This window comes from Sphingomonas sp. PP-CC-3A-396, from assembly GCF_004343105.1.
GTDB lineage: Bacteria > Pseudomonadota > Alphaproteobacteria > Sphingomonadales > Sphingomonadaceae > Sphingomonas.
This window is the reverse complement of sequence record NZ_SLYF01000003.1, coordinates 119,116-141,994: the sequence shown is the minus strand read 5'-3', so window position 1 is coordinate 141,994 and position 22,879 is coordinate 119,116. Positions and strand designations below refer to the sequence as shown.

At 65.5% G+C, this 22,879-nt stretch carries 19 protein-coding genes and 2 tRNA genes; 15 read left to right on the top strand and 6 right to left on the bottom strand.

Annotated features, from left to right (window positions below):
• Nucleotides 1-159: 159 nt before the first annotated feature.
• The 4 genes from C8J40_RS06965 to C8J40_RS06950 all read left to right on the top strand — a co-directional run bounded on the left by C8J40_RS06965 (nt 160) and on the right by C8J40_RS06950 (nt 6,416).
• The gene (locus C8J40_RS06965) at nt 160-1,251 is read left to right on the top strand and encodes a metallophosphoesterase (RefSeq protein WP_243693239.1); all 1,092 of its coding nucleotides are present in this window, start codon (nt 160-162) and stop codon (nt 1,249-1,251) included.
• A gap of 70 nt (nt 1,252-1,321) precedes the next feature.
• Complete coding sequence (locus tag C8J40_RS06960; protein ID WP_132896389.1) at nt 1,322-3,457, top strand: M3 family metallopeptidase; 2,136 nt, start codon at nt 1,322-1,324, stop codon at nt 3,455-3,457.
• Nucleotides 3,457-5,349, top strand: coding sequence for a S9 family peptidase (locus C8J40_RS06955; protein ID WP_132896388.1), 1,893 nt, complete (start codon nt 3,457-3,459; stop codon nt 5,347-5,349). The genes C8J40_RS06960 and C8J40_RS06955 overlap by 1 nt, the downstream gene beginning before the upstream one ends.
• Before the next feature lie 59 nt (nt 5,350-5,408).
• Nucleotides 5,409-6,416, top strand: a complete 1,008-nt coding sequence (locus C8J40_RS06950) for an NAD(P)-dependent alcohol dehydrogenase (protein WP_132896387.1) — start codon at nt 5,409-5,411, stop codon at nt 6,414-6,416.
• A gap of 58 nt (nt 6,417-6,474) precedes the next feature.
• Here the strand turns inward: C8J40_RS06950 and C8J40_RS06945 are convergent.
• Nucleotides 6,475-6,551, bottom strand: a tRNA-Pro gene (locus tag C8J40_RS06945).
• Nucleotides 6,552-6,720: 169 nt separating this feature from the next.
• On the opposite strand from C8J40_RS06945, the gene C8J40_RS06940 reads away from it, so the two are divergent.
• The 6 genes from C8J40_RS06940 to C8J40_RS06915 all read left to right on the top strand — a co-directional run bounded on the left by C8J40_RS06940 (nt 6,721) and on the right by C8J40_RS06915 (nt 13,201).
• A complete protein-coding gene (locus C8J40_RS06940; RefSeq protein ID WP_132896386.1) occupies nt 6,721-7,764 on the top strand; it encodes a lytic murein transglycosylase in 1,044 nt (347 codons plus the stop codon).
• A 102-nt stretch (nt 7,765-7,866) separates the two neighbouring features.
• Entirely contained in the window at nt 7,867-9,030 is a 1,164-nt protein-coding gene (locus C8J40_RS06935; protein ID WP_132896385.1) for a D-alanyl-D-alanine carboxypeptidase family protein, read from the top strand.
• A 28-nt stretch (nt 9,031-9,058) separates the two neighbouring features.
• Nucleotides 9,059-10,048, top strand: coding sequence for an AAA family ATPase (locus C8J40_RS06930; RefSeq protein ID WP_132896384.1), 990 nt, complete (start codon nt 9,059-9,061; stop codon nt 10,046-10,048).
• 50 nt (nt 10,049-10,098) lie between these two features.
• Nucleotides 10,099-11,646, top strand: a complete 1,548-nt coding sequence (metG, locus tag C8J40_RS06925; RefSeq protein ID WP_132896383.1) for a methionine--tRNA ligase — start codon at nt 10,099-10,101, stop codon at nt 11,644-11,646.
• Entirely contained in the window at nt 11,646-12,440 is a 795-nt protein-coding gene (locus tag C8J40_RS06920) for a TatD family hydrolase (RefSeq protein ID WP_132896382.1), read from the top strand. The genes metG and C8J40_RS06920 overlap by 1 nt, the downstream gene beginning before the upstream one ends.
• On the top strand, nt 12,437-13,201 hold the full coding sequence (locus tag C8J40_RS06915; protein ID WP_132896381.1) for an MBL fold metallo-hydrolase: 765 nt from the start codon (nt 12,437-12,439) through the stop codon (nt 13,199-13,201). The genes C8J40_RS06920 and C8J40_RS06915 overlap by 4 nt, the downstream gene beginning before the upstream one ends.
• A gap of 25 nt (nt 13,202-13,226) precedes the next feature.
• Here C8J40_RS06915 and C8J40_RS06910 read toward each other — a convergent pair whose 3' ends face one another.
• Nucleotides 13,227-15,644, bottom strand: a complete 2,418-nt coding sequence (locus C8J40_RS06910; protein WP_132896380.1) for a TonB-dependent receptor — start codon at nt 15,642-15,644, stop codon at nt 13,227-13,229.
• Nucleotides 15,645-15,972: 328 nt separating this feature from the next.
• Here C8J40_RS06910 and poxB point away from each other — a divergent pair, with 328 nt between their 5' ends.
• Complete coding sequence (gene poxB, locus C8J40_RS06905; protein ID WP_132896379.1) at nt 15,973-17,712, top strand: ubiquinone-dependent pyruvate dehydrogenase; 1,740 nt, start codon at nt 15,973-15,975, stop codon at nt 17,710-17,712.
• Nucleotides 17,713-17,760: 48 nt separating this feature from the next.
• Here poxB and C8J40_RS06900 read toward each other — a convergent pair whose 3' ends face one another.
• A complete protein-coding gene (locus C8J40_RS06900; RefSeq protein ID WP_132734119.1) occupies nt 17,761-18,276 on the bottom strand; it encodes a MucR family transcriptional regulator in 516 nt (171 codons plus the stop codon).
• Between the two features lie 139 nt (nt 18,277-18,415).
• Nucleotides 18,416-18,619, bottom strand: coding sequence for a DUF5818 domain-containing protein (locus C8J40_RS20710; RefSeq protein WP_132896378.1), 204 nt, complete (start codon nt 18,617-18,619; stop codon nt 18,416-18,418).
• Between the two features lie 133 nt (nt 18,620-18,752).
• On the opposite strand from C8J40_RS20710, the gene C8J40_RS06890 reads away from it, so the two are divergent.
• Nucleotides 18,753-19,391, top strand: a complete 639-nt coding sequence (locus tag C8J40_RS06890) for a glutathione S-transferase (RefSeq protein WP_132896377.1) — start codon at nt 18,753-18,755, stop codon at nt 19,389-19,391.
• Between the two features lie 8 nt (nt 19,392-19,399).
• Here the strand turns inward: C8J40_RS06890 and C8J40_RS06885 are convergent.
• Nucleotides 19,400-19,489 (bottom strand) — tRNA-Ser (locus tag C8J40_RS06885).
• Between the two features lie 119 nt (nt 19,490-19,608).
• Here C8J40_RS06885 and C8J40_RS06880 point away from each other — a divergent pair.
• Nucleotides 19,609-19,875, top strand: coding sequence for a hypothetical protein (locus C8J40_RS06880; RefSeq protein ID WP_132896376.1), 267 nt, complete (start codon nt 19,609-19,611; stop codon nt 19,873-19,875).
• Between the two features lie 32 nt (nt 19,876-19,907).
• On the opposite strand, the gene C8J40_RS20210 is transcribed toward C8J40_RS06880, so the two are convergent.
• Entirely contained in the window at nt 19,908-20,060 is a 153-nt protein-coding gene (locus C8J40_RS20210) for a hypothetical protein (protein ID WP_165886423.1), read from the bottom strand.
• A gap of 171 nt (nt 20,061-20,231) precedes the next feature.
• Here C8J40_RS20210 and C8J40_RS06875 point away from each other — a divergent pair, with 171 nt between their 5' ends.
• Entirely contained in the window at nt 20,232-21,023 is a 792-nt protein-coding gene (locus C8J40_RS06875; protein ID WP_132896375.1) for a glucose 1-dehydrogenase, read from the top strand.
• Nucleotides 21,016-22,851 (top strand): glycoside hydrolase family 15 protein, encoded by a 1,836-nt coding sequence (locus C8J40_RS06870; protein ID WP_132896374.1) that lies wholly within the window; start codon nt 21,016-21,018, stop codon nt 22,849-22,851. The genes C8J40_RS06875 and C8J40_RS06870 overlap by 8 nt, the downstream gene beginning before the upstream one ends.
• Nucleotides 22,852-22,879: the final 28 nt, after the last annotated feature.

Genomic DNA, 22,879 nt, shown 5'->3' with positions numbered 1-22,879 from the left:
CGATCCACCTCCCCCTTGCGGGGGAGGATTGGTAAGCAGAAAGTTGCAGCGAAGGCAGCTGTCCGGCGTTATCGAGGCGCGCTCCCTTTTTCACACGGGGCGCGCCGCCAAAGGACCAATCCGATCTTCCAGCTGATCTTCTCGCTGCCGTGCCTGTACGTGATCGGCCGATGGCTCTGGCCGCTGTCGCTGGCGATCCCGGTCAAGCTCGGCGTCGCGGTGCTGTTGCTGCTCGCCTCGCAATATCATTCGTGGAGCCGGCTGTCGTCGGGATCGGTGTTCGCACCGGAATTTCCCCGCGCCATCGTCATCGCGTTCAACTGGGCGTTCGGGGCGATCCTGTTGCTCGCGATCCTTCAGATCCTCGTCGATCTCGGCACGCTGGTGATGCTGATCGTCCAGCGCGGCACGGTCGTCCCGGACGGAGTGCGCTATGCGATCGCTGCACTCGCCGCGTTGCTCGCGGCGATCGGCGTCGCCAACGCGATCCGCGTGCCGCCGGTGGTGGATGTCGAGGTTGCGATCCGCGACTTGCCGCCGCAGTTCGATGGCTATCGGCTGTTGCAACTCACCGACCTACATATCAGCCGGCTGTTTCCGGCGGCGTGGGCGCGAAAAGTCGTCGATCGCGCGAATGCGTCGGGGGTCGATCTGATCGTCGTGACGGGCGACTTCATCGACGGATCGGTGGCGATGCGGCGGGAGGACGTCGCGCCGCTCGCCGAGCTGCGCGCGCCCGATGGCGTCTACGCGATCCCCGGCAATCACGAATATTTCTTCGATTACGCGGCATGGATGCGGCACCTGACGGGAATGGGCATCCGCATGCTGCCCAACGCGCATGTGCTGCTCGCGCGCGGCGATGCGCGGCTCGTGCTCGCCGGCGTGACCGATCTGTCCGCGCCCGCGGTCGGGCAGGCGGGACCCGACCTCGGCGCCGCATTGGCTGGCGCTCCCAAGTCCGCCCCGGTCGTGCTGCTCGATCACCAACCGAAGATGGCGCGGCAGGCGGCGTCGCGCGGGGTCGCGCTGCAATTGTCGGGGCACACGCATGGCGGGATGATCCGCGGCTTCGATCGGATCTTCGCGCTCGCCAATGGTGGCTTCGTCTCGGGCCGCTACGACGTCGACGGCATGACGTTGTACGTCAGCAACGGCACCGGCTTGTGGCCGGGCTTCGCGCTCCGGCTCGGTCGCCCGCCCGAAATGACGCGGATCACGCTGCGCCCGGCTCCGCCGCATCATCAATAATGAGACATTGTAACGCCTTGGCGCTCCATGCAACAAGAGCGTCATCACTCCTGCCATTGTGAGTCTGAAGATGCCGCGTTCCAGCCTGCTCCGTTCCGCCGCCATCCTGTGCTGCCTGGCCAGCCCCGCAACCATCCAGGCGGCGCCCAATACCGGTCGTGTCAATCCGCTGACCGTCCCCAGCACGCTGCCGTTCCAGGCGCCGCGGTTCGACCAGATCAAGGACAGCGATTACCAGCCCGCGCTCGAACAGGGCATGGCCGAGCAGATCGCCGAAATGCGCAAGATTGCCGACAACCCGGCGGCGCCGACCTTCGCCAACACGATCGAGGCGATGGAGCGCTCGGGCCGGACGCTCGACCGTGCGAGCCAGGCGTTTTTCGGCGTGTCGCAGGCGAACACCAACGACGCGCTCGACAAGGTCCGCAGCGCGGTGGCGCCGAAGATGGCGCAGCACGGCGACGCGATCTATCTCGATCCCAAGCTCTTCGCGCGCGTCCAGGCGCTGTATGCGAAGAGGGACTCGCTCGGGCTCGATGCCGAGCAGAAGCAGGTGCTGGAGATTTATCACAGCGATTTCCTTCATGCCGGCGCGCAGTTGAACGATGCCGACAAGGCGAAACTGCGGTTGCTCAACACGCAGATCTCGACCGCGACGACCGACTTTCAGCAGAAGCTGCTCGCCGGCACCAAGGCAGGCGCGCTGGTGGTGGACGACAAGGCCAAGCTCGCTGGGCTGAGCGATGCGGAGATCGCGGCGGCGGCGGAGGGCGCGAAGGAGCGGGGGGTGCCGGGCAAATACGTGCTGTCGTTGCAGAACACGACGCAGCAGCCGGCGCTCGCCTCGCTCAACGATCGCGCGACGCGTGCCGCGCTGTTCGAGAAGAGCTGGAACCGGTCGCAGCGCGGTGACGCCAATGACACGCGCGCGCTAATCCAAAAGATCGCGCAGTTGCGCGCGCAGAAGGCGCAGCTGCTCGGCTATCCGAACTACGCCGCCTATTCGCTGTACGACCAGATGGCGAAGACCCCGGCGGCAGCGAAGGGCTTCATGACGCAGCTCGTCCCCGCGACCGCCGCGGAGCAGCGTCGCGAGGCGGCCGAGTTGCAGAAGACGATCGACGCGACCGGCGCGTCGTTCCCGCTCGCACCGTCCGACTGGGATTTCTATTCGGACAAGGTGCGCAAGGCCAAGTACGACCTCGACCAGAACGAGCTGAAGCCGTATTTCGAGATTTCGCGCGTGCTGACCGACGGCGTGTTCTTCGCCGCCAATCAGCTCTACGGCGTTACCTTCAAGGAACGCCGCGATATCCCTACCTATCAGCCGGACATCCGCGTGTTCACCGTCTACGACAAGGACGGCTCCGAACTCGGCCTGATGTATTTCGATTACTGGAAGCGCGACAACAAGGCGGGTGGCGCGTGGATGTCGAACTTCGTCGGCCAGTCGAAGCTGCTGAAGACCAAGCCGGTCGTCTATAATGTCGGCAACTTCACCAAGCCCGCGCCGGGCCAGCCCGCTTTGATCACGTTCGACGACGTGACGACGATGTTCCACGAGTTCGGCCATGCGCTGCACGGGCTGTTCGCGAACCAGACCTATCCGCTGGTGTCGGGGACCAACACCGCGCGCGACTGGGTCGAGTTCCCGTCGCAGTTCAACGAGCATTGGGCGCTCGATCCGAAGGTTTTCGCGAACTATGCCAAGGATTACCGCACCGGTGCGGTGATGCCGCAGGCGCTCGTCACGAAGATCAAGAACGCGGCGAAGTTCAACCAGGGCTATGAGCTGGGCGAACTGGTCGCGGCGGCGACGCTCGACCAGGACTGGCATTCGCTGCCGGCTTCGGCGGGGCCGCAGGATGTCGATGCGTTCGAGACCAAGGCGCTGAACTCGATGGGGCTCGACACGAAGGACGTGCCGCCGCGCTATCGCACCAGCTATTTCGCGCACATCTGGGCGGGTGGCTATGCCGCGGGATACTATGCGTATCTGTGGACGCAGATGCTCGATAACGATGCGTATGCGTGGTTCATGGTGCATGGCGGCCTGACGCGCGCGAACGGCCAGCGCTTCCGCGACATGATCCTGTCGAAGGGGCATACCGAGGATTACGGTCCGATGTTCAAGACGTTCTATGGCAAGGACCCGGATATCGGCCCGATGCTCGAAGATCGTGGCCTGACGGCGGGCGCCAAGTGATGCGCAGGTTTGCCATCGCAGCGCTGCTCGTCACGACGCCGGCGTTCGCGCAGGCGCCGGTGCATCAATATGGTGCGCTCGCGCTCGCACCGAAGGGGGACCGTCTCGCCAGCATAGAACCCGTCGCGCCCACGCATGCAGCAATCGTCGTGCGGCGCGTGTCGGACGGTGGCATCGTCCAGACGATCGATGTTTGCGCGAAGTGCAGCTACGGCGCGCCGACCTTTGCGACCGATGGCCGGATCGCCTTCCTAGCGCGCGAGGCGGGCAAATCCCGCGCGCTGGTGATGCTGGCGGATGCCAGCGGCGCACGGCAGGTCGCGGCGATCGATGGCATCGCCCAGGCACCGCGCTTCTCGCCCGACGGTAAGCGGTTGGCGCTGCTCGCGACCTTCGGTGCGGCCAAGGAAGCCGGCGCGACGCAGGCCGGCGTGCGTCAGGTCGGCGAGATCGGCGAGACCAGCGACGAGCAACGTCTCGCGATCGTCGATCTCGCGGCGGGCACGGTCAAGCCGGTGTCGCCGGCGGACCGTTATATCTACGAATATGACTGGACCCCCGACGGCCGCGGCTTCGTCGTCACGAGCGCGCTCGGCAATGGCGACAACAATTGGTGGGTGGCGACGCTCGACGCGGTCGATGCGGATACCGGCACGGTGCGCACGATCGCCAAGCCGACGACGCAGCTCAACATGCCGCGCGTCTCGCCCGATGGCCGCACGGTTGCGTATATCGGCGGCCTCATGAGCGATTTCGGCTCGATCGGCGGCGATGTCTGGACCGTGCCGGTTGCCGGCGGCGTGCCCGTCAACCGGACCGAGGGCGCGAAGGCGACGGTGACCTCGCTCGACTGGACCGGCGGTGGCCTGCGTGCGGTCCGCCTGCACGGCGACGCGGCCGAGATCGCGACGCTCGATCCGACCGGCAAGACATTGGTCAGCTGGAGCCGCCCGGCAAGCTTCGCGGCGGGCGAGGGCAAGGCCGCCTATAGCGCGGACGGACGGATCGTCGCGACCGCCGTGCAGGATTTCACGCACGGCCCGGCGATCTTTGCCGGCCCGATCGCGAAACCCCGCCAGATCACGCATGACAATGATGCGCTCCCGGCGAACGCGTCGGCGCGCAGCGTGACGTGGAAGAATGACGGGCTCGACGTCCAGGGCTGGCTGCTCGCCCCCAAATCGGCCGATCCTGCGCGGAAAGCGGCGATGGTCACGATCGTCCATGGCGGTCCGTCGGCGGCGAATACCCCCAGCTATGTCGGCAGCGGATCGGGCCCGGCCGCGTTGCTCGACGCGGGCTATTACGTGTTCATGCCCAATCCGCGCGGTAGCTATGGCCAGGGCGAGGCGTTCACCGCCGCCAACCGCCGCGATTTCGGCGGCGGCGACCTGCGCGATATTCTCGCCGGGATCGACGCGGTCGAGAAGATCGCGCCGGTCGACGACGCGCGCCTCGGACTCACCGGCGGCAGCTATGGCGGGTTCATGTCGATGTGGGCAAACACCCAGACCAATCGCTTCAAGGCGATCGTCGCGGGCGCCGGGCTGTCGAACTGGATCAGCTATTACGGCACCAACGGCATCGACCAGTGGATGATCCCGTTCTTCGGCAAGTCCGCCTATGACGATCCCGAGGCCTATCGTGCGGTGTCCGCGATCAGCTTCATCAAGCAGGCGAAGACGCCGACCTTCATCTATGTCGGGGAGCGCGACATCGAGGTGCCGCCGACCCAGTCGATCGAATATTGGCACGCGCTGAAGGAGTTGGGGGTACCGACCAGCCTGGTGATCTATCCCGACGAAGGCCACGGCATCCGCGCCCCCGCCAATGCCGCCGACGTCCGCAAACGATCGGTCGGATGGTTCGACCGGTATCTGAAGGCGCAGTAAGCCCGGACGGGAGAGTTTGGGGGACCGGGGCGTTGTGATCCGCAGATGAGGAGTTTGCGATGAAGGTCATAACGCTGCGGTCCCCGGTGGGCCTCGATACGCTCCGGTCGGACGAGCGCGCCGATCCGGGCGATCCCGGCCCCGGCATGATCCGGGTGGCGATCCACGGCAGTTCGCTCAATTTCCACGATCTCGGCGTCGTCACCGGCAAGATGCCGAGCGAGGACGGCCGCGTGCCGTTGTCGGACGGGGCCGGCATCGTCGAGCGCATCGGTGACGGCGTGACCGAGTTCGCGGTCGGCGATCACGTCGTGTCGTGCTTCTTCCCCGACTGGCAGGCCGGTCCGCCGACGATCGGCGATTTCAGCCGCACGCCGGGCGATGGGATCGACGGGTTCGCGCAAGAGCATGTCGTCCTCCCCGCGACCGCGTTTACGCTCGCGCCGCGCGGCTATGTCTCGGTCGAGGCGGCGACGATCACCACCGCGGGGCTCACCGCGTGGCGCGCGCTGGTCGTCGACGGCGGGTTGAAGGCGGGCGACACGGTGTTGCTGCTCGGCACCGGCGGCGTCTCGATCTGGGCGTTGCAGATCGCCAAGGCGATGGGGGCGATCGTCGCGATTACCTCGTCCTCCGATTTGAAGCTGGCGCGGGCCAAGGCGCTCGGCGCCGACTTCACGGTCAACTACCGCGAGAATCAGGATTGGGGCCACAAGGTCGCCGCGTGGACCGGTGGCCGCGGAGTCGATCACGTGGTCGAGGTCGGTGGCCCGGCGACGCTGGCGCAGTCGGTCGCGGCGGTACGGATCGGCGGCCATATCTCGCTGATCGGTGTGCTGACGGGGCGTGGCGGCGAGGTGCCGACCGCGGCATTGATGGCGAAGCAGGCGCGATTGCAGGGGCTGATTGTCGGCAGTCGCGCCGATCAACAGGCGTTCGTCCGCGCGCTCGACGCGACCGGCATCCGTCCGATCATCGACCGTCGCTTCCCGCTCAACAGGCTCGCGGACGCCTTCGCGTTCGAGATGAGCGGCGAGCATTTCGGCAAGATCGGCGTCGAATGGTGAGGGTGTCGGTGTAAGGCCCCGAGATCCATACCGGTGCGGTCGAAACCGCACCGGCAGATGGTCGGGGAGACAGGATTCGAACCTGCGACCCCCTGGTCCCAAACCAGGTGCGCTACCAGCCTGCGCCACTCCCCGACTGCGACGGCCCTTAGCCGCAGGCTTCGCCGGATGGCAAGCGGCTTCGTGTTCTTCGAGATGAAAGTCCGAGGGCAAAGCATCGCCGACGAGGGCAGTACGGTCGTGCGTGCGCCCGGTGCGACGATGCGAGGTTCCGATCGCGGCACGTCTGTGGCAGAGCCTTCGGATGGGTGGGACATCGAAAACCGTGCGGCTGCGCAATCTCGTGATCGGCGTCGTCGCCATGCTGGCCGGCAGCAGTCCGGCGCTGGCGCAGGACGATGCCGGGTTTCAGGCCTATATGGTCGCGCTCCGGCAGCAGGCGCTTGCCGAGGGGGTCAGCACGCGAACCGCGGATGCGGTGTTTCCCGGCCTGACGCTCAACCAGCGGGTGATCGATCTCGATCGCCAGCAGCCGGGCGCTTCCAACCCCAGCGCGGTGCCGGCGTTCGCACCGTATCGGACGCAGCATGTCGATGCGGCCCGGATCGCGCGCGGTCGCCAGACCTATCAGGCGCAACGCTCGCGGTTGCAGCGGATCGAGCAGACGACGGGCGTGCCCGAATCGATCATGGTCGCGATCTGGGGGCATGAGACGAATTACGGTAGCTATACCGGCAATTTCGATCTGCTCCGCTCGCTCGCCAGCCTTGCCTATGAGGGCCGGCGGCGATCGCTGTTCGCGGGCGAGTTCATTGCCGGCCTGAAAATGCTCGATCGCGGCGTGACGCGCGACCAGTTGAAGGGGAGCTGGGCAGGGGCGACCGGCAACCCGCAATTCCTGCCGTCGATCTATCTGCGTCTGGCGCGAGACGGCGATGGCGATGGCCGTGCGGATATCTGGAACAGCCCGGCGGATACGCTGGCCTCGATCGGCAATTACTTCATCGATGCGGGCTGGCGTGCGGGCCAGCCCTGGGGGGTTGCGGTCAACGTGCCCGCGGGGTTCGACCGGTCGCAGGTTCGCAACCGGCTCGTCTCGCCACGCTGTCCGCGCGTGTTCGAGCGGCATAGCGGCTGGCGGACGATCGCCGAATGGCGTGCGCTCGGGATCTCGCCGCAGGGTCGCAGCCTGCCCGCGGACAGCGTAATGGCGACGTTGCTAGAGCCGGACGGGCAGGGCGCGACCGCGTATCTGCTGACCAGCAACTACCGCGTGATCCTCGATTACAACTGCTCGAATTTCTATGCGCTGTCAGTCGGGCTGCTTGCCGACGCGGTCGAGCGCTAGGCTGAATTTGCACGCAACGGATACGTGACGCGGTCGCCGGGCGCGGCTATGACCTGCATCACATCCTGCCCACGGACCGCCCTTTTGCTCACGGAATACCCCATGAAGAAGCTGATCGTCGCACCGCTCGTCGCCCTCGCGCTGGCGCATCCCTCCATCGCCGCCGCGCCGCAGTTCCAGACCGCCGCGCCGATCGCCTATATGGAGGATCTGTCGTCGGGCGCCGTGCTGTTCGCGCGCGATGCGGATCGCCGCATGCCGCCGGCCTCGCTCGCCAAGATGATGACCGTCTATGTCGCGTTCGACATGGTCAAGAAGGGCGAACTGAAGCTCGACCAGATGATGCCGGTGCGGCCCGAGACCTGGGCAAAATGGCATGGTCCGTCAGCGGGTTCGACGATGTTCCTGTCTTCGGGTGAGAATGTCAGCGTTGCCAATCTTCTCTACGGCATCGTCACGCTGTCGGGTAACGACGCGTGCATCGTGCTCGCCGAGGGCATTTCGGGGTCGGAGCAGGCGTTCACCGAGCGGATGAACCGCAAGGCCGCCGAACTTGGCCTCAAGGACAGCCATTTCGGCACCGCCAATGGCTGGCCCGACAACGGCGTCACCTATGTGACCGCGCATGATCTGGCGCAGCTCGCCGCGGCGACGATCACCAACTATCCCGATCTCTACAAGCAATTCTATTCGAAGCGGGACTTCACTTGGGGCAAGACGATGGGCGGCAGCGCCATCACCCAGGCGAACCGCGATCCGATCCTTGGCCGTGTTGCTGGTGCCGATGGGCTCAAGACCGGTCACACCGAGGAAGCCGGCTATGGCTTCACCGGGTCTGCCATCCAGAACGGCCGTCGCCTGGTGATGGTCGTCGCTGGCCTGACGAGTGCAGGTCAGCGTGCGGAAGAGTCGGTGCGGTTCATGGAATGGGGCTTCCGTGCGTGGCAATCGAAGCCGATCGTCGCCAAAGGCAAGAAGGTCGAGACTGCAGCCGTCCAGATGGGCGACAGCGCGTCGGTCGGTCTCGTCGCACCCAAAGCGCTGACCGTGACGCTGCCTGCGGGCACCTCGCCGACCATGACCGCGAAGGTCGTCTATCAGGGGCCGATCAAGGCGCCGATCAAGGCGGGCCAGCATGTCGCCGATCTCGTCGTGACGACCTCGGACGGTCTCCAGCAGACGATGCCGCTGGTCGCCGAGAAGGACGTTGCGGTCGCCGGCTTCTTCGGGCGCGCATGGGCAGGACTGACCGGCTTTTTCGGCTGATGACCGCGGCGCCGACGGCGTTGCCGGCATGACTTCGATCATCGGCAACGCTGCCGCGCAGGCCGCCTTCATGGCGGCGATGCGCGGCGGGTCTTTGCATCACGCATGGCTGATCGCCGGACCGCAGGGCGTCGGCAAGGCGAGTTTCGCGCGCGCCGCAGCCATGCGCATGCTGGCGGATGCGGCCGATCCCGGTGCTGGGCCCGATGCTGGATCGACCGGGTTCGAGGTTCCCGAGGGGAACCGGACGCGGTCGCTGATGGAGGCTGGGTCGCATCCCGATTTCCGCGTGCTCGCGCGGCTGCCGAAAGATCCGGAGAAGCCCGACCAGGATCTCGCGCGCAGCATCACGATCGCGCAGGTGCGGACGCTGCAACCGTTGTTCGCGACCACACCGTCGATGAGTCCGCGGCGCGTCGTCGTTATCGATGCGATCGACGATCTGGAGCGAGGCGGGGCGAATGCGCTGCTCAAGAACCTCGAGGAGCCGCCGGCTGGGACGATCTTCCTGCTGGTCAGCCATGCGCCAGGCCGGTTGCTGCCGACGATCCGCTCGCGCTGCCGGTTGTTGCGGTTCGAGGCGCTCTCGGACGGCGAGGTCGCGACCGCGATCCGGACGTTGCAGCCCGATGCGGACGAGGGCGAGGTTGCCGCGCTGGTGCGGGCGAGCGACGGGGCGCCCGGGCGCGCGCTTCGGTATGCCGGGCTCGATATCGCCGCGATCGACGATGCCATCGCCGCGATCGCGCAGGATGGCGACCGGGATAACGGACGCCGGTTGAAGCTCGCCAAGGCGCTTGGGCTTAAGGCAGCGCAACCGCGGTACGAGGCATTTCTCGACCGTGCGCCGGCATTCATCGCAGACGCCGCCCGGACCCGCTCGGGGCCAGCGCTCCGGTCCGCACTCGACGCGCACGCCGCGGCACGCGACCTCGCGGGCGCGGCGATCGGTCTGTCGCTCGATGCGCAGGCGACCGTGTTCGAGATGGCGGGGATCGTCGCGACATTACGCCAGTGATCGGGCCGCGCAGGCTTCACCTCACCGGGGCGATGCTCTAGGAGCGCGGCATGGCCGATCCTTTCTATATCACCACCGCGATCCACTATCCCAATGGCCGTCCGCATATCGGCCATGCGTACGAGATGATCGCCGCCGATGCGATCGCACGCTTCCAGCGTCAGGCGGGGCGTGACGTCCTGTTCCAGACCGGTACCGACGAACACGGTCTGAAGATGGTCCAGGCCGCGCGTGACCGCGATATGCCCGTGCGCGAACTTGCCAACGAAATGTCGTCGTATTTCCACGAGATGGCCGACCGTCTTGGCATCTCGTATGATCGTTTCATCCGCACCGTCGACGAGGATCACTACGCCGCGAGCGGCGCGATCTGGCAGGCGATGGCGGACGCAGGAGATCTGTATCTCGACCGCTACGAAGGCTGGTATTCGGTCCGCGACGAAGCGTTTTACGACGAGTCCGAGTTGACCGGGGAGGGCGACGATCGCCGCTCGCCGCAGGGCACGCCGGTCGAATGGACCGCGGAGGAGACCTGGTTCTTCCGCCTGTCGAAATATCAGCAGCCGTTGCTCGATCTCTTCGCCGCCAACCCCGATTTCATCCGCCCCGAAAGCCGTCGCAACGAAGTGATGCGCTTCGTCGAAGGTGGCCTGAAGGATCTGTCGGTTTCGCGGACCAGCTTCGACTGGGGCGTTCCGGTGCCGGGCAGTCCCGGCCACGTCATGTATGTGTGGGTCGATGCGCTCACCAATTACCTGACCGGGATCGGCTATCCCGACATGACCGGCGACAAGGCGAAATACTGGCCGGCGGATATCCATCTGATCGGCAAGGACATCGTCCGCTTCCATGCGGTCTACTGGCCGGCGTTCCTGCTGTCGGCGGGCATTCCCTTGCCGAAGAGCGTGTTCGGCCACGGCTTCCTGCTCACCCGCGGCGAGAAGATGTCGAAGTCGGTCGGCAACGTCGTCGATCCGATGGCGCTCGCGGATGCGTTCGGCGTCGATGCGCTGCGCTATTTCTTCCTCCGCGAGGTCAGCTTCGGGCAGGACGGGAGCTATTCGCCCGAGGCGATCGTGATGCGCGTGAATGCCGAGCTGGCAAACAGCTTCGGCAACCTTGCGCAGCGGACCTTGTCGTTCATCGCCAAGAACTTGGGGGGCGAGTTTCCCACCGCGGGTACGGTCCAGGATGCCGACGGGATGCTGATCGAGGAAGTCGTCGTCGCCTGCGCCGGGTTCAAATCGGGCTTCACCGATCTTGCGCTGTCGCAGGGGATCGAGGCGTGGATGCGCGGCGTGTTCGCGTGCAATCAGTATATCGACGCGCAGGCGCCCTGGGCGTTGCGCAAGACCGATCCCGAGCGGATGAACGCGGTGCTCCGCACGCTGGTCCGCGCGATCCGCATGCTCGCGATCGCGATCCTGCCGGTCGTGCCCGAGTCCGCTGGCAAGGTGCTCGACCAGATCGGCGCGACCGAGCGCGACCATGCCGCGATCGACGATGACGGCTGGTACGACCGGATCGCCGCATCGGACTTCCGGATCGCGCCGCCATCGCCCGTGTTTCCCCGTCTCGAAATACCCGCGGAGGCCTGATGCTCGCCGACAGCCATTGCCACCTGAACTACAAGGGCCTCGTCGAGGACCAGCAGGCGGTGCTCGAGCGCGCGCGGGCACGCGGCGTGACGGCGATGCTCAACATCTCGACGCGTGAGAACGAGTGGGACGATATCGTCGCCACTGCCGAGCGCGAGCCGGACGTGTGGGCGACGATCGGCATCCATCCGAACGAGGCGGACACCTATCCCGACGTCGACGCGGCCAAGCTGATCGCGCGTGCGGCGCATCCGCGCGTCGTCGGGCTTGGCGAGAGCGGGCTCGATTACTTTCGTGATACCTCCGACCGTGCCCGCCAGCAGGCGAGCTTCCGCGCGCACATCGCGGCGTCCCGCGAGACGGGCTTGCCGATTGTCGTCCACACCCGCGATGCCGAGGATGATACCGCGGCGATCATGGCCGAGGAGATGGCGAAGGGGGCCTATCCCGGCGTCATCCACTGCTTCACTGCCAGCGGAGCTCTTGCCGACAAGGCGTTGGAGATGGGGCTTTATATCTCGATCTCGGGGATCGTGACGTTCAAGAACGCGCGTGATCTGCAGGAAACCGCCGCACGGCTGCCGATCGAGCGGTTGCTGATCGAGACCGACGCGCCGTTCCTCGCGCCGGTGCCGCATCGGGGCAAGACCGGCGAACCCGGCTTCGTCGCGGATACTGCGCAATTTTTGGCCGACCTGCGCGGCGAGAATGTCAAGGAATTATCGCGTCGTACGGCCGAGAACTTCCACGCGCTGTTCGCCAAGACGCGTGCGTCTGGAGCCGTCGCAGCATGAAGATCACGATCCTCGGTTCGGGCACATCCTCGGGTGTGCCGAGGATCGGCAACGACTGGGGCGACTGCGACCCGACCGAGCCGCGCAACCGGCGCACGCGTGCGTCCGCGCTTGTCGAGCATGACGGCACCCGGATCCTGATCGACACCAGCCCGGACATGCGCGAGCAGTTGCTGGCGGCCGATATCGACCGGGTCGACGCGATAGTCTGGACGCACGACCATGCCGATCATTGCCACGGCATCGACGACGTGCGGCAACTCTTCCACGCGATGGGAACGCCTGTCCGAGGCTATGCGCGGCCGTTCACGCTGGCGGCGCTCGATGCGCGCTTCACTTATGCCTTTCATGGTCGCCCCGGCTATCCGCCGACGATCGCGGCCGAGGTCCTGCCGGACCGATTGCGGATCGGCGGGATCGACATCCGCGTGACCGATCAGCCGCATGGCAGCATCCACGCTGCCGGCCTGCGCTTCGATGCCGGAGGCACGTCGATCGGATATGCGACCGATTTCAATGTGATGACGGACGACATGGCCAGCCTGTATCAAGATCTGGATATCTGGGTGGTCGACGCGCTCCGCCGGCGACCGCATCCGACGCATATGGAATTGTCGGCGGTGCTTGGCTGGGTGGAGCGCCTGACGCCGACGCGGACCGCGCTGATCCATATGGACAACACGATGGATTACGCGACGTTGTGCGATGAACTGCCGAGCGGGGTCGAGCCCGGTTATGACGGGCTCGTGCTGACCGCCTGACGGTCGCACGAGCCCGTCGGCCTACTTAGAAGCCCTTCTTCAACGACACGAAGAACTGCCGCGGCGCGCCGGCGAGCAAAGTCTGGTTGTCGCCGCTCGCGGTGAAGCCGTTCGAGCCGACCGTCGCGATGTACTTCTTGTTGGTCAGGTTGGTGACGTTGCCCTCGATCGCGACGCCGTGCAGCGGGCCGTCACCCTCGAAGCGGTAGCCGATGCTGGCGTAGACCAGCACACGGCTCGGCACCGACTGGTCGTTGAGGTAGGTGAAGTAGCGCTTGCTCATATAGTCCGCGCCGACCTGGCCGGTGAAGCCGGACTGTTCGAGCACGATCTCGCCCTTGACCATGTGCTTGGGCGTATCGACGACGGTATCGCCCTTGCGGACCTGGACCGAGCCCGAGGCGTCGGTGACCGTGTCCTGATATTCCGCGTTGGTGTAAGAATAGCTGGCGAACAGCGAGAGCGGGCGGAACACGCGGTAGTTTGCCGAGACTTCGGCGCCGTAGGTCCGCACGCTACCCGCGTTGTTGAGCGTCGGCGCGTTGCCGAGGATGCCGACGCCGTTGGCAAAGGCGAGCAGGCGGTTCGAGAAGTCGACATAATAGCCGACTGCCGATGCCTGGAACGGGCCGCTGTGCAGGCGGAGGCCGCCTTCCGCGGTCTTCGAGCGCTCGGGCTTGAGGCGACCACGTACGGCGTTGAAGCCGGCCTGAGTCGCCGCGAAGGGCCCGGTCGTCGCCGACGAGACGAACGCGCGCATGTTCTCGGTATAGTCCGCAAAGATTTCCGCCGCCGGGGTCAGCTTGAACAGGATGCCCGCCTGTGGCTGGAACCAGTCCTTCGCCGAGATGCGACCGACCGCGAGCGGGGAGGTCGTGTCGGGCAGCATCGTCGCGCTGTTGACGACATAGGCGCCCTTCCACCCGGCGTTGACGATCAGCCGATCGCCGGCGAGCTTCAGCGTATCCTCGACGTGATACTGCATCGTGTCGGTGCCGTATTTGCCGTCCCACTGCGTCGCATACGGGTTCTTCTGGAACTCGAGCACGTCGCGGTTCGGCGTCGCGCTGTCGGTCATCCCGTAGAAGCGCCGCGCCTGCGTGAAGGTGTTGGTCTCGAGCCAGCCGCCGACCTCGACGGTGTTCGCGCCCGTCTCATAGGCGATGTTGCTGAGCGCACCGCCGCGCTTGATGCTGTACTCGGTCGTGCGGAAGCCGAGCGGGCTGGGCGCGGTGATCGCGCTGCCGTCCTGGTTCAGCGCACCCGCCGCAGTTGGCGAATAAGGCGTTATCCACGATCCCTGGCCCTTGTTGTCGTGGTAATAGCCGGTCGTGACCATCGTCAGTTCGGGCGTCAGGTTCGCGTTCAGGGTCACGCCGCCGAGATAATCTCGGCGTACGCCACCGGCATCGAAATAGGCGTCGTCGACGGTGCCGAACCCGGTCGGGAAAGTCGTGCCGACGCCGGCCCAAGGCGCGACGAAGCCGACCGACGAGCCGTTGTTCGCCTTCGTGTAGGAGGCGAGCGCCGCCTGATTCTGGTAGGTCTTGCCGATCTGCAGCGCGAGCGGGTAGTTATCGGCGATGTTGTCGTTGCGCAGGCCACGACGGCGGATGATGTCGTAGCTCAGATCCTGGTAGTCCTGCTCGCGACGATCCGAGAAGTTCACGAACGCCGACAGGCTGCCGAAGCTGCCTAGATCCTTGACGATCTTGCCGTTCGCCTGGTGCTGGCGCTGGACGCCGTCGCCCTTCCACTTGTCGGTGGTGAGGTAGCCATAGCTCAGATAGCCCTTGAGGCCGCCGCCGAGATCGCCAGTGTCGAGCCGGGCATAGCCGCGATACGTGTTGTCGGAGCCATAGGTGCCGCCGCCAGTGACGTTGAGCGTGTCGCGGGGCTTGTCGCTGAAGAACTGGATCGTGCCGCCGAGGTTGCTGGTCGACGCGGTGCCGAGCGCGCCGGCGCCCTGCGCGACTTCGGTGCGCGCGACGTTCTCGGAGATGATCGCGCGGCTGATGTGGAGGCCGTTGACGTTGCCGTAGCTCATGTCGCCGAGCGGTACGCCGTCGAGCGTGAAGCCGAGCTGGTTCTGGTTGAACCCGCGCAGTGATATGCGGACCGCCCATTCATACGCGCCGAACGGGTCCGACGCCTGGAAAATGACGCCGGGGAGTTTCTCGATCGCCTTCAACGGACTCGAACCGGGAGTCAGGCGCGCGAGATCGACCGCGCTGACGCTCTGCACCTGGCGGCTCTGGCCGAAGCCGAGCACGACGATGTCGGCGGGGGTGCCCTGCGAGCCGTCGGCGCCCGCGCTATCGGCCGGCACCGTCTGATCGGCTTGCGTGACCGGAGCCGAAGCATCGGCGGTGGTCTGTGCGACGGCAGGTGCGGCGATCGCGAGCACGGCAACACTGGCGAGAAGGCCGGATAGACGGTTCATAATGGTCCCCTGCGCTGCCATGACGCAGCGCTCTCAGCGCCCATCGACGTGGCAGGTTACCGGGCAGCGACATTTCGATGACGGTTTGATGTCTAGCCGGTAATTCCGGGTCGGCCCCTTTCGACAGGTCGATTTAGCGATCTCCGCGTGTCCGTTTCGCAACACCCAGGGTCGTGCGGGCGACGCTAGAGATCTTGCGCTAGGTTAGATCCGCGCTGGCACGGAACCGATCGCGTCGGCGACGCTTTGCGTTGATGACCACCGCATAGGCCCGTCGACGAGCGGTCACGAAAAAGCCTGCGGGTCATCACATGGGAAACAGCGCGCAATGGCTCATACGATCGCGGATATCATGGCACTCACGCTCGCCGATGCCGGCGTCAAGCGGATCTGGGGCGTCACCGGGGACAGCCTTAACGGGCTCAACGAAACGCTTCGGAAGATGGGCAAGATCGACTGGATGATGACCCGTCATGAGGAGGTGGCCGCCTTCGCCGCGGGCGCCGAAGCCGCGATCACCGGTGAGCTTGCGGTATGTGCGGGCAGTTGTGGGCCGGGCAACCTGCATCTCATCAATGGTCTGTTCGATTGCCACCGGAACCACGTGCCGGTGCTGGCGATCGCTGCGCATATCCCGTCGTCGGAGATCGGCCTCGGCTATTTTCAGGAGACGCATCCGCAGGAACTCTTCCGCGAATGCAGCCACTTCGTCGAGCTTGTTACCAACCCGGCGCAGATGCCGGAGGTGATGCACCGGGCGATGCGCGCGGCGATCGGCAAGCGCGGAGTCGCGGTGATCGTCGTCCCCGGCGACGTCGCGCTGCTCGAGGCACCGAAGGGGGCGACCGGAACATTCCCACGGCTCAATCCGCCGCGGATAGTGCCCAATGCGGGCGATATCGATACGCTGGTGACGTTGCTCGACGAGGCCAAGACGGTGACGATCCTGGCCGGCGCCGGCTGTGCCGGGCAGCATGACGCCGTCGTCGCATTGGCGGACACGCTCGGTGCGCCCGTGGTCCATGCCCTGCGCGGCAAGGAGCATGTCGAGTGGGACAATCCGTTCGACGTCGGCATGACCGGTCTGATCGGCTTCTCATCGGGCTATCAGGCGATGGAGAATGGCGACCTGCTGCTGATGCTCGGCACCGACTTTCCGTATCGCAATTTCTATCCGAAGGACGCGAAGATCGTCCAGGTCGACCGCGATCCGTCGCAGCTCGGCAAGCGTGCGCCGCTGACCCTCGGGATCGTCGGCGATGTCGGCGAGACGCTGGCCGCGCTGTTGCCGCGACTGACGCGACGGACTGATCGCACCTTCATCGAGGCGGCGCGAAAGCATTATGCCAGCGCTCGCAAGGGGCTCGACGATCTCGCGACGCCGTCCAAGCCGGGGCGCCCGATCCATCCGCAATATCTCGCCAAGGTCTTGAGCGATCTGGCGGCGGACGACGCGATCATCTCCGCCGATGTCGGCACGCCGACCGCCTGGGCGTGTCGCTACATCACCGTCAACGGCAAGCGTCGGCTGCTGTTCTCCGCCAATCACGGGTCGATGGCGAACGCGCTGGCGCAGGCGATCGGCGCGCAGGCGGCCTGTCCGGGCCGTCAGGTTATCTCGCTGTCGGGCGATGGCGGGTTCGCGATGTCGATGGGCGACCTGCTGACGCTGAAGCAGCTCAATCTGCCGGTGAAGATCGTGATCGTCGACAATGGCGAACTCGGTTTCGTCGCGCTCGAGCAGAAGGCCGGCGGTTTCCTCGACGTGAATGTGAAGCTGGAGAACCCGGATTTCGCGATGATCGCGCAGGCGTCGGGTATCCTGGGTATCAACGTCACCGAGTCGGCGGATCTCGAAAGCGCGTTGCGCGAGGCATTGGCGCATGACGGTCCGGCACTCGTGTCGGTCAAGACGGCGTCCTACGAACTGCTGACGCCGCCATCGATCAAGGCGGAGCAGGCGAAGGGCTTCAGCCTGTACATGGCCAAGGCGATCCTCAACGGACGCGGTGACGAAGTCGTCGAACTGGCCAAGACCAACTTGCGGCTGGCTTTGCCCGGCCTGTAGGCGATCCGGAACGATGCGGGGAAGATCAGCGATCTTCCCCGCGTACGATCACTCTTCGTTGCCGAGCGTCTTCTTGGCGGCATCGAGTGCGGCCTTGCCGCTCTTGCGGACCGTCTTGACCGCGGAGTCGGCAGCCTTCTCGACGGTGCTGCCAGCCTTGCGGCCCAGACCGATCGACTTCGCCATCGCGCGACGCGCTTCCGAATAGTTCGCGGCGACCATTGGATAGTCGGGCTTGAGGTTGAACCGCTCGCGGTACTGCTCGGGGGTCAGGCCGTTGGTTGTGAGATGGCGACGCAGCGTCTTGTACTTCTTGCCATCAAGCATCGAGATGATGTGATCGGGCGAAGCAAGCGATTTGCGCGCGGTGACGGCGGGCTCGTAGTTCTGCGCGGGAGCGGCCTCAACATCGGTATCGGTGCCATCGGTCAGCTTGACCACGGCAGCATGCATCGAGAGCAGAAACGCAGGAACGTCGTCAGCCGACGTACGAGTGTTCGGATTCGCGAGCCACGCTGCGGTCAGTTCCGCGGCCAGTTCAACGGCGTTCAATGTATCGGTCACACTCGGTCCTTGTCTCTACGGCCCCCCGGCGGGGGCGTGACTACAACGTGCGCAACAGAATGAAAAGACACGACGTTATGAAATAATCGACACTATTCGGGACAAAATTCGGCGGCGAAATTCTTTCGATCAGTGACGATCACGCGCTCGATACACCCTCGACGCAGATCAAATCCGGCGCAATTTCCACCCCGATTATACGGACTCGTTTCTGGACATGATCGACCGGCATACGGCCGAGTTGGAGATGGTATCGACCACCGGAATCACGCTGCAATAGGAAGGCACCGCCCTCCCGGATCAGCGTTCCTGTTTCGTCTATCGGGTTGCCTGGCTGTATCATTCGGCGACAACGCGCGGCTTCTCATGAAGATCATTGGTCGATTGCTGCACGACGAACAGGACCGGCTGGCGGGGACCGACGGGCCCGCAGCGCGACGGTGATCATGCCCGCCAGATCAGGTACACGCTGGCAGATGACCGCACCGATCCTGTACAGCTTCCGCCGTTGCCCCTTTGCGATGCGCGCACGCCTAGCGTTGCTGATCGCCGGGCTGGAGGTCGAACTTCGCGAAGTGGCGTTGCGGGCCAAGCCGGCGGCAATGCTCGCGGTATCGGCCAAGGCTACGGTTCCGGTGCTGGTACTGCCAGACGGCCGGGTTATCGACGAGAGCCTTGATATCATGCGATGGGCATCGGTCGAAAGCGGTGACGCCGGTTGGATGACGCCCGACGACGCGGCGCTGGTTGCCGACAACGACGGGGCGTTCAAGCACCATCTGGATCGCTACAAATATGCCGATCGGTATCCCGACGATCCGACCGACCACCGGGCCGAAGCGAACCGATTACTGCAACGGCTCGATGCACGGCTTGGCAGAAGCTCGGCGTTGGCCGGGGAACGGCGATCGACCGTCGATCTCGCGATACTCCCGTTCGTCCGGCAGTTCGCCGAAACCGACCGGGCGTATTTCGATGCGCTGCCATATGCCGATCTGCAACGCTGGCTGGCCGATTTCCTGAGCTCGCCGCTGTTCGCGCGCGCGATGGTCCGGTTTGTGCCCTGGCAACTCGATCATCCGGCGATCATGTTTCCCGCGCGGTCTTCCGGATAATGCTGACTTGGCGGAAGAGGTGGGATTCGAACCCACGGAGGGCTTGCACCCTCGCTGGTTTTCAAGACCAGTTCCTTAAACCACTCGGACACTCTTCCAGGCCAGTCGGTGAGCGCATCTAGGCGGTGCGTGGACGGTTCGCAACACTTCCGGTAGCGGGGTGAGGGGAGCCGCTCCACGTGTTGCGCTAAGGCAGCGCCGACTGCATGGAGATCGCATGGACCTCAACGCGATCTCGCATCATTTTTTCGGTACGACCGATATCGACACCCTCGATCCCGATGCACTGCAGGCAGGGCGGGACCGCCTCTCGCTCGCATTCGGGACCGAGCGGGAGCCGGGGCGACGGTTTGCGTTATGGGCCGTCCTGCGCGCGACCGGCGAGGCGCCTGCGCCGCACCTCGCCTTCAAGGATCCACGCGAACAGCGTGCGGCGGAGATGTATGCAAGCATGTTGAGCCAGTCCGACGAGGCGGACGACTGAGGGGCGGACGACTGAGGGGCGGACGACTGGGGTCAGGCTGCTCGACGAGCCTCGAGTGCCTGGTCGATACGCCGGATCAAGTCCGCGATCGGTGGCCGCTCAAAGGCTGGATACTCGATCTCGCAGGGCGCAGGCGCGCGCATCCGGTTGCCGACCAGCGTGAAAATATCCTGTTGGCGTGCCATTGGTCCGATCCCTTCGCTCCCGGGATCATGCCCGCTAACCGTTAACCAAAGGTTGGCGGCAAAACGCCGAGCGGCTTCAGACGCATAGCGCCGGCTAGTCGATGGGGAGCGAAGGGATAAACTTTCGCAGGGACGCGTTGAGCAGCGATATCCCCCAGCGAAAGATTAGCCATGCACATCGACCTGAAGGGCCAGGCCGCGATCGTTACCGGCGCGAGTTCGGGACTCGGCCGCGCCTCCGCCATCGCCTTTGCCAAGGCCGGCGCAAAGGTCGCGGTCAACTACAACAGCAGCGCGGACAAGGCGCGCGAGGTGGTCGAGGCGATCGAGCAGGCGGGCGGCGAGGCGTTCGCCTGCGAGGCGGATACGTCCGACGAGGCGGCGGTGCTGAAGCTGTTCGACGAGACGGTCGAGCGCTTCGGCGGTGTCGATATCGTCTTCGCCAACGCCGGCATGCAGAAGGACGCGGCCTATGCCGACCTTACGCTGGAGGATTGGAAACGCGTCATCGACGTTAATCTGACCGGGCAGTTCCTCGTCTCGCGCGAAGCCGTGCGCCGGTTCCGCAAGCAGGGCGACCGCGGGTTCAGCCGGTCGATCGGGAAGATCCTGTTCATGAGTTCGGTGCACGAGGTCATCCCCTGGGCAGGCCACGCCAACTACGCCGCGTCGAAGGGCGGCAGCGGGATGCTGATGCGGACGCTCGCGCAGGAGGTCGCCGGTGACCGCATCCGCGTGAACGGCATCGCTCCCGGCGCGATCGCGACCGAAATCAATGAGGACGCGACCGCCGACCAGGACAAGCTACTCGAACTCATCCCCTACGGTCGGATCGGCGACCCCGAGGATGTCGCGCGCGCGGCACTGTTCCTGGTGTCGGATGCGGCGGACTATATCGTCGGCTCGACGCTCACCGTCGATGGCGGCATGAGCCTGTATCCCGGCTTCCGCGATAATGGGTGAGCTTGGCGATAAGCCCGCCATATCGATCGCGGACCACGGCGCGATCGGCAATCTTGAGACGATCGCGCTGGTCGATACGGCCGGCACGATCGATTATCTCTGCTGGCCGTGCCTCGACAGCGCGTCGGTGTTCGCGCGGTTGCTCGACGGCGAGAAGGGCGGGCATTTCTCGGTCGAGCCCGACCTGCCCGACGCGAACATCGTCCAGATGTACCTGCCCGAGACCAACATCCTGCTGACCCGCTGGATGGCGAATGCGGCGAGCGTCGATCTGGTCGACCTGATGCCGGTCGGCAACGATGCCGATGACGCGCCGTCGCGGCTCGTTCGTCGGCTGACCTGCACGCGTGGGTCGGCGACGGTCCGGGTCCGCTGTGCGCCACGGTTCGACTATGGCGTGATGGGACGCAAGGCCTCGGTCACGACCACCGGCGTCGACGTGTCGCGCGGGCGGTTCGATCACGAGAGCGGCCTCGCGCTGGCAGTTCACGGCGCAGCGACTCTCGTAGCAGATGGCTGCGACCTGACCGCCGAGATCCACTTGAACGAAGGCGACACCGTCTCGCTGATCCTCAGCAACCCCGACGACGTCTTGCTCGACACCGACACGCTCGATGCGATCGTCGAGAAGGACACCGCCTATTGGCGCGCGTGGAGCCGCAAGTCGCGCTACCGTGGCCGCTGGCGCGAGACCGTCGAGCGCTCGGCGATGGCGCTGAAGCTGCTGACCTCGCGCAAGCACGGCTCGATCGCCGCCGCCGCGACGTTCGGCCTGCCCGAAGCGCATGGCGGCGTCCGCAACTGGGATTACCGCGCGACATGGATCCGCGACTCCTCGTTCACCGTCTACGCCTTGCTGCGACTGGGTTATCAGGGTGAGGCTGTCGGCTTCCTCCACTGGGCGATGGACCGCGCGCAGGCGTGTTCGAAGGGTCATCTCGGCGTGATGTATGCGCTCGACGGCGGCGAGATCGCCGACGAACGCAAATTGGACCTCGCCGGGTTCGAGGGCGCGACCCCGATCGTCGTCGGCAACGAGGCGAAGGACCAGACACAGCACGACATCTACGGCGCGCTGCTCGACGCGACCTATCTCGGCAGCAAGTACGGCGAGCCGATCGCGCATGATTCCTGGGTCGCGATCGGGCGGATCGTCGATCAGGTCTGCGAGACGTGGGACACGCCGGACTCAGGGATCTGGGAGGTCCGCGGGCCGAACAAACATTATCTCCACTCGCGGTTGATGAGCTGGGTCGCGGTCGACCGCGCGGTGCGGCTCGCGCAGAAGCGTTCGCTCCCCGCGCCGCTGGTCCGCTGGTCGGAGACGCGGACGGCGATCCACGACGATATTTGGGCGAACTTCTGGAATGACGACCTCGGCCGCTTCGTCCGCGCGATCGGCGATGCGCCCGAAGATCTGGCGGTGGATGGCGCGCTGCTGATGATGCCGTTGGTCCGCTTCGTCGGCGCGACCGACCCAAAGTGGCTCGCGACGCTGGAGGCGATCGGCGAGGACCTGTCCGACGACGGGCAGGTCTATCGCTACCGGATCGACGACGGCTTGCCGGGGCAGGAGGGGACGTTCGTCGCCTGCTCGTTCTGGTACGTCGAATGTCTCGCACGGGCAGGGCGGCTCGACGAGGCACGGCTGAACTTCGAGAAGCTCCTCGCGCACGGCAACCATCTCGGCCTGTTCGCCGAGGAGATCGCGCAAGACGGCAGCTTCCTTGGCAATTTCCCGCAAGGCTTCAGCCACTTAGCGCTGATCAGCGCGGCCTTCTACCTCGACCGCGCACTCGACAGCGACGGTCCGCGGGAATGGGCATGACCTTTTTCACCGACATAAGGACGACAGC

Bases quoted from the DNA above. Each gene is read 5' to 3' on its own strand.
- C8J40_RS06960 (WP_132896389.1), top strand. From the start codon at position 1,322: ATGCCGCGTTCCAGCCTGCTCCGTTCCGCCGCCATCCTGTGCTGCCTG.
- C8J40_RS06955 (WP_132896388.1), top strand. From the start codon at position 3,457: ATGCGCAGGTTTGCCATCGCAGCGCTGCTCGTCACGACGCCGGCGTTC.
- C8J40_RS06950 (WP_132896387.1), top strand. From the start codon at position 5,409: ATGAAGGTCATAACGCTGCGGTCCCCGGTGGGCCTCGATACGCTCCGG.
- C8J40_RS06940 (WP_132896386.1), top strand. From the start codon at position 6,721: ATGGGTGGGACATCGAAAACCGTGCGGCTGCGCAATCTCGTGATCGGC.
- C8J40_RS06935 (WP_132896385.1), top strand. From the start codon at position 7,867: ATGAAGAAGCTGATCGTCGCACCGCTCGTCGCCCTCGCGCTGGCGCAT.
- C8J40_RS06930 (WP_132896384.1), top strand. From the start codon at position 9,059: ATGACTTCGATCATCGGCAACGCTGCCGCGCAGGCCGCCTTCATGGCG.
- metG (WP_132896383.1), top strand. From the start codon at position 10,099: ATGGCCGATCCTTTCTATATCACCACCGCGATCCACTATCCCAATGGC.
- C8J40_RS06920 (WP_132896382.1), top strand. From the start codon at position 11,646: ATGCTCGCCGACAGCCATTGCCACCTGAACTACAAGGGCCTCGTCGAG.
- C8J40_RS06915 (WP_132896381.1), top strand. From the start codon at position 12,437: ATGAAGATCACGATCCTCGGTTCGGGCACATCCTCGGGTGTGCCGAGG.
- C8J40_RS06910 (WP_132896380.1), bottom strand. From the start codon at position 15,644: ATGAACCGTCTATCCGGCCTTCTCGCCAGTGTTGCCGTGCTCGCGATC.
- poxB (WP_132896379.1), top strand. From the start codon at position 15,973: ATGGCTCATACGATCGCGGATATCATGGCACTCACGCTCGCCGATGCC.
- C8J40_RS20710 (WP_132896378.1), bottom strand. From the start codon at position 18,619: ATGATACAGCCAGGCAACCCGATAGACGAAACAGGAACGCTGATCCGG.
- C8J40_RS06890 (WP_132896377.1), top strand. From the start codon at position 18,753: ATGACCGCACCGATCCTGTACAGCTTCCGCCGTTGCCCCTTTGCGATG.
- C8J40_RS06880 (WP_132896376.1), top strand. From the start codon at position 19,609: ATGGACCTCAACGCGATCTCGCATCATTTTTTCGGTACGACCGATATC.
- C8J40_RS20210 (WP_165886423.1), bottom strand. From the start codon at position 20,060: ATGGCACGCCAACAGGATATTTTCACGCTGGTCGGCAACCGGATGCGC.
- C8J40_RS06875 (WP_132896375.1), top strand. From the start codon at position 20,232: ATGCACATCGACCTGAAGGGCCAGGCCGCGATCGTTACCGGCGCGAGT.
- C8J40_RS06870 (WP_132896374.1), top strand. From the start codon at position 21,016: ATGGGTGAGCTTGGCGATAAGCCCGCCATATCGATCGCGGACCACGGC.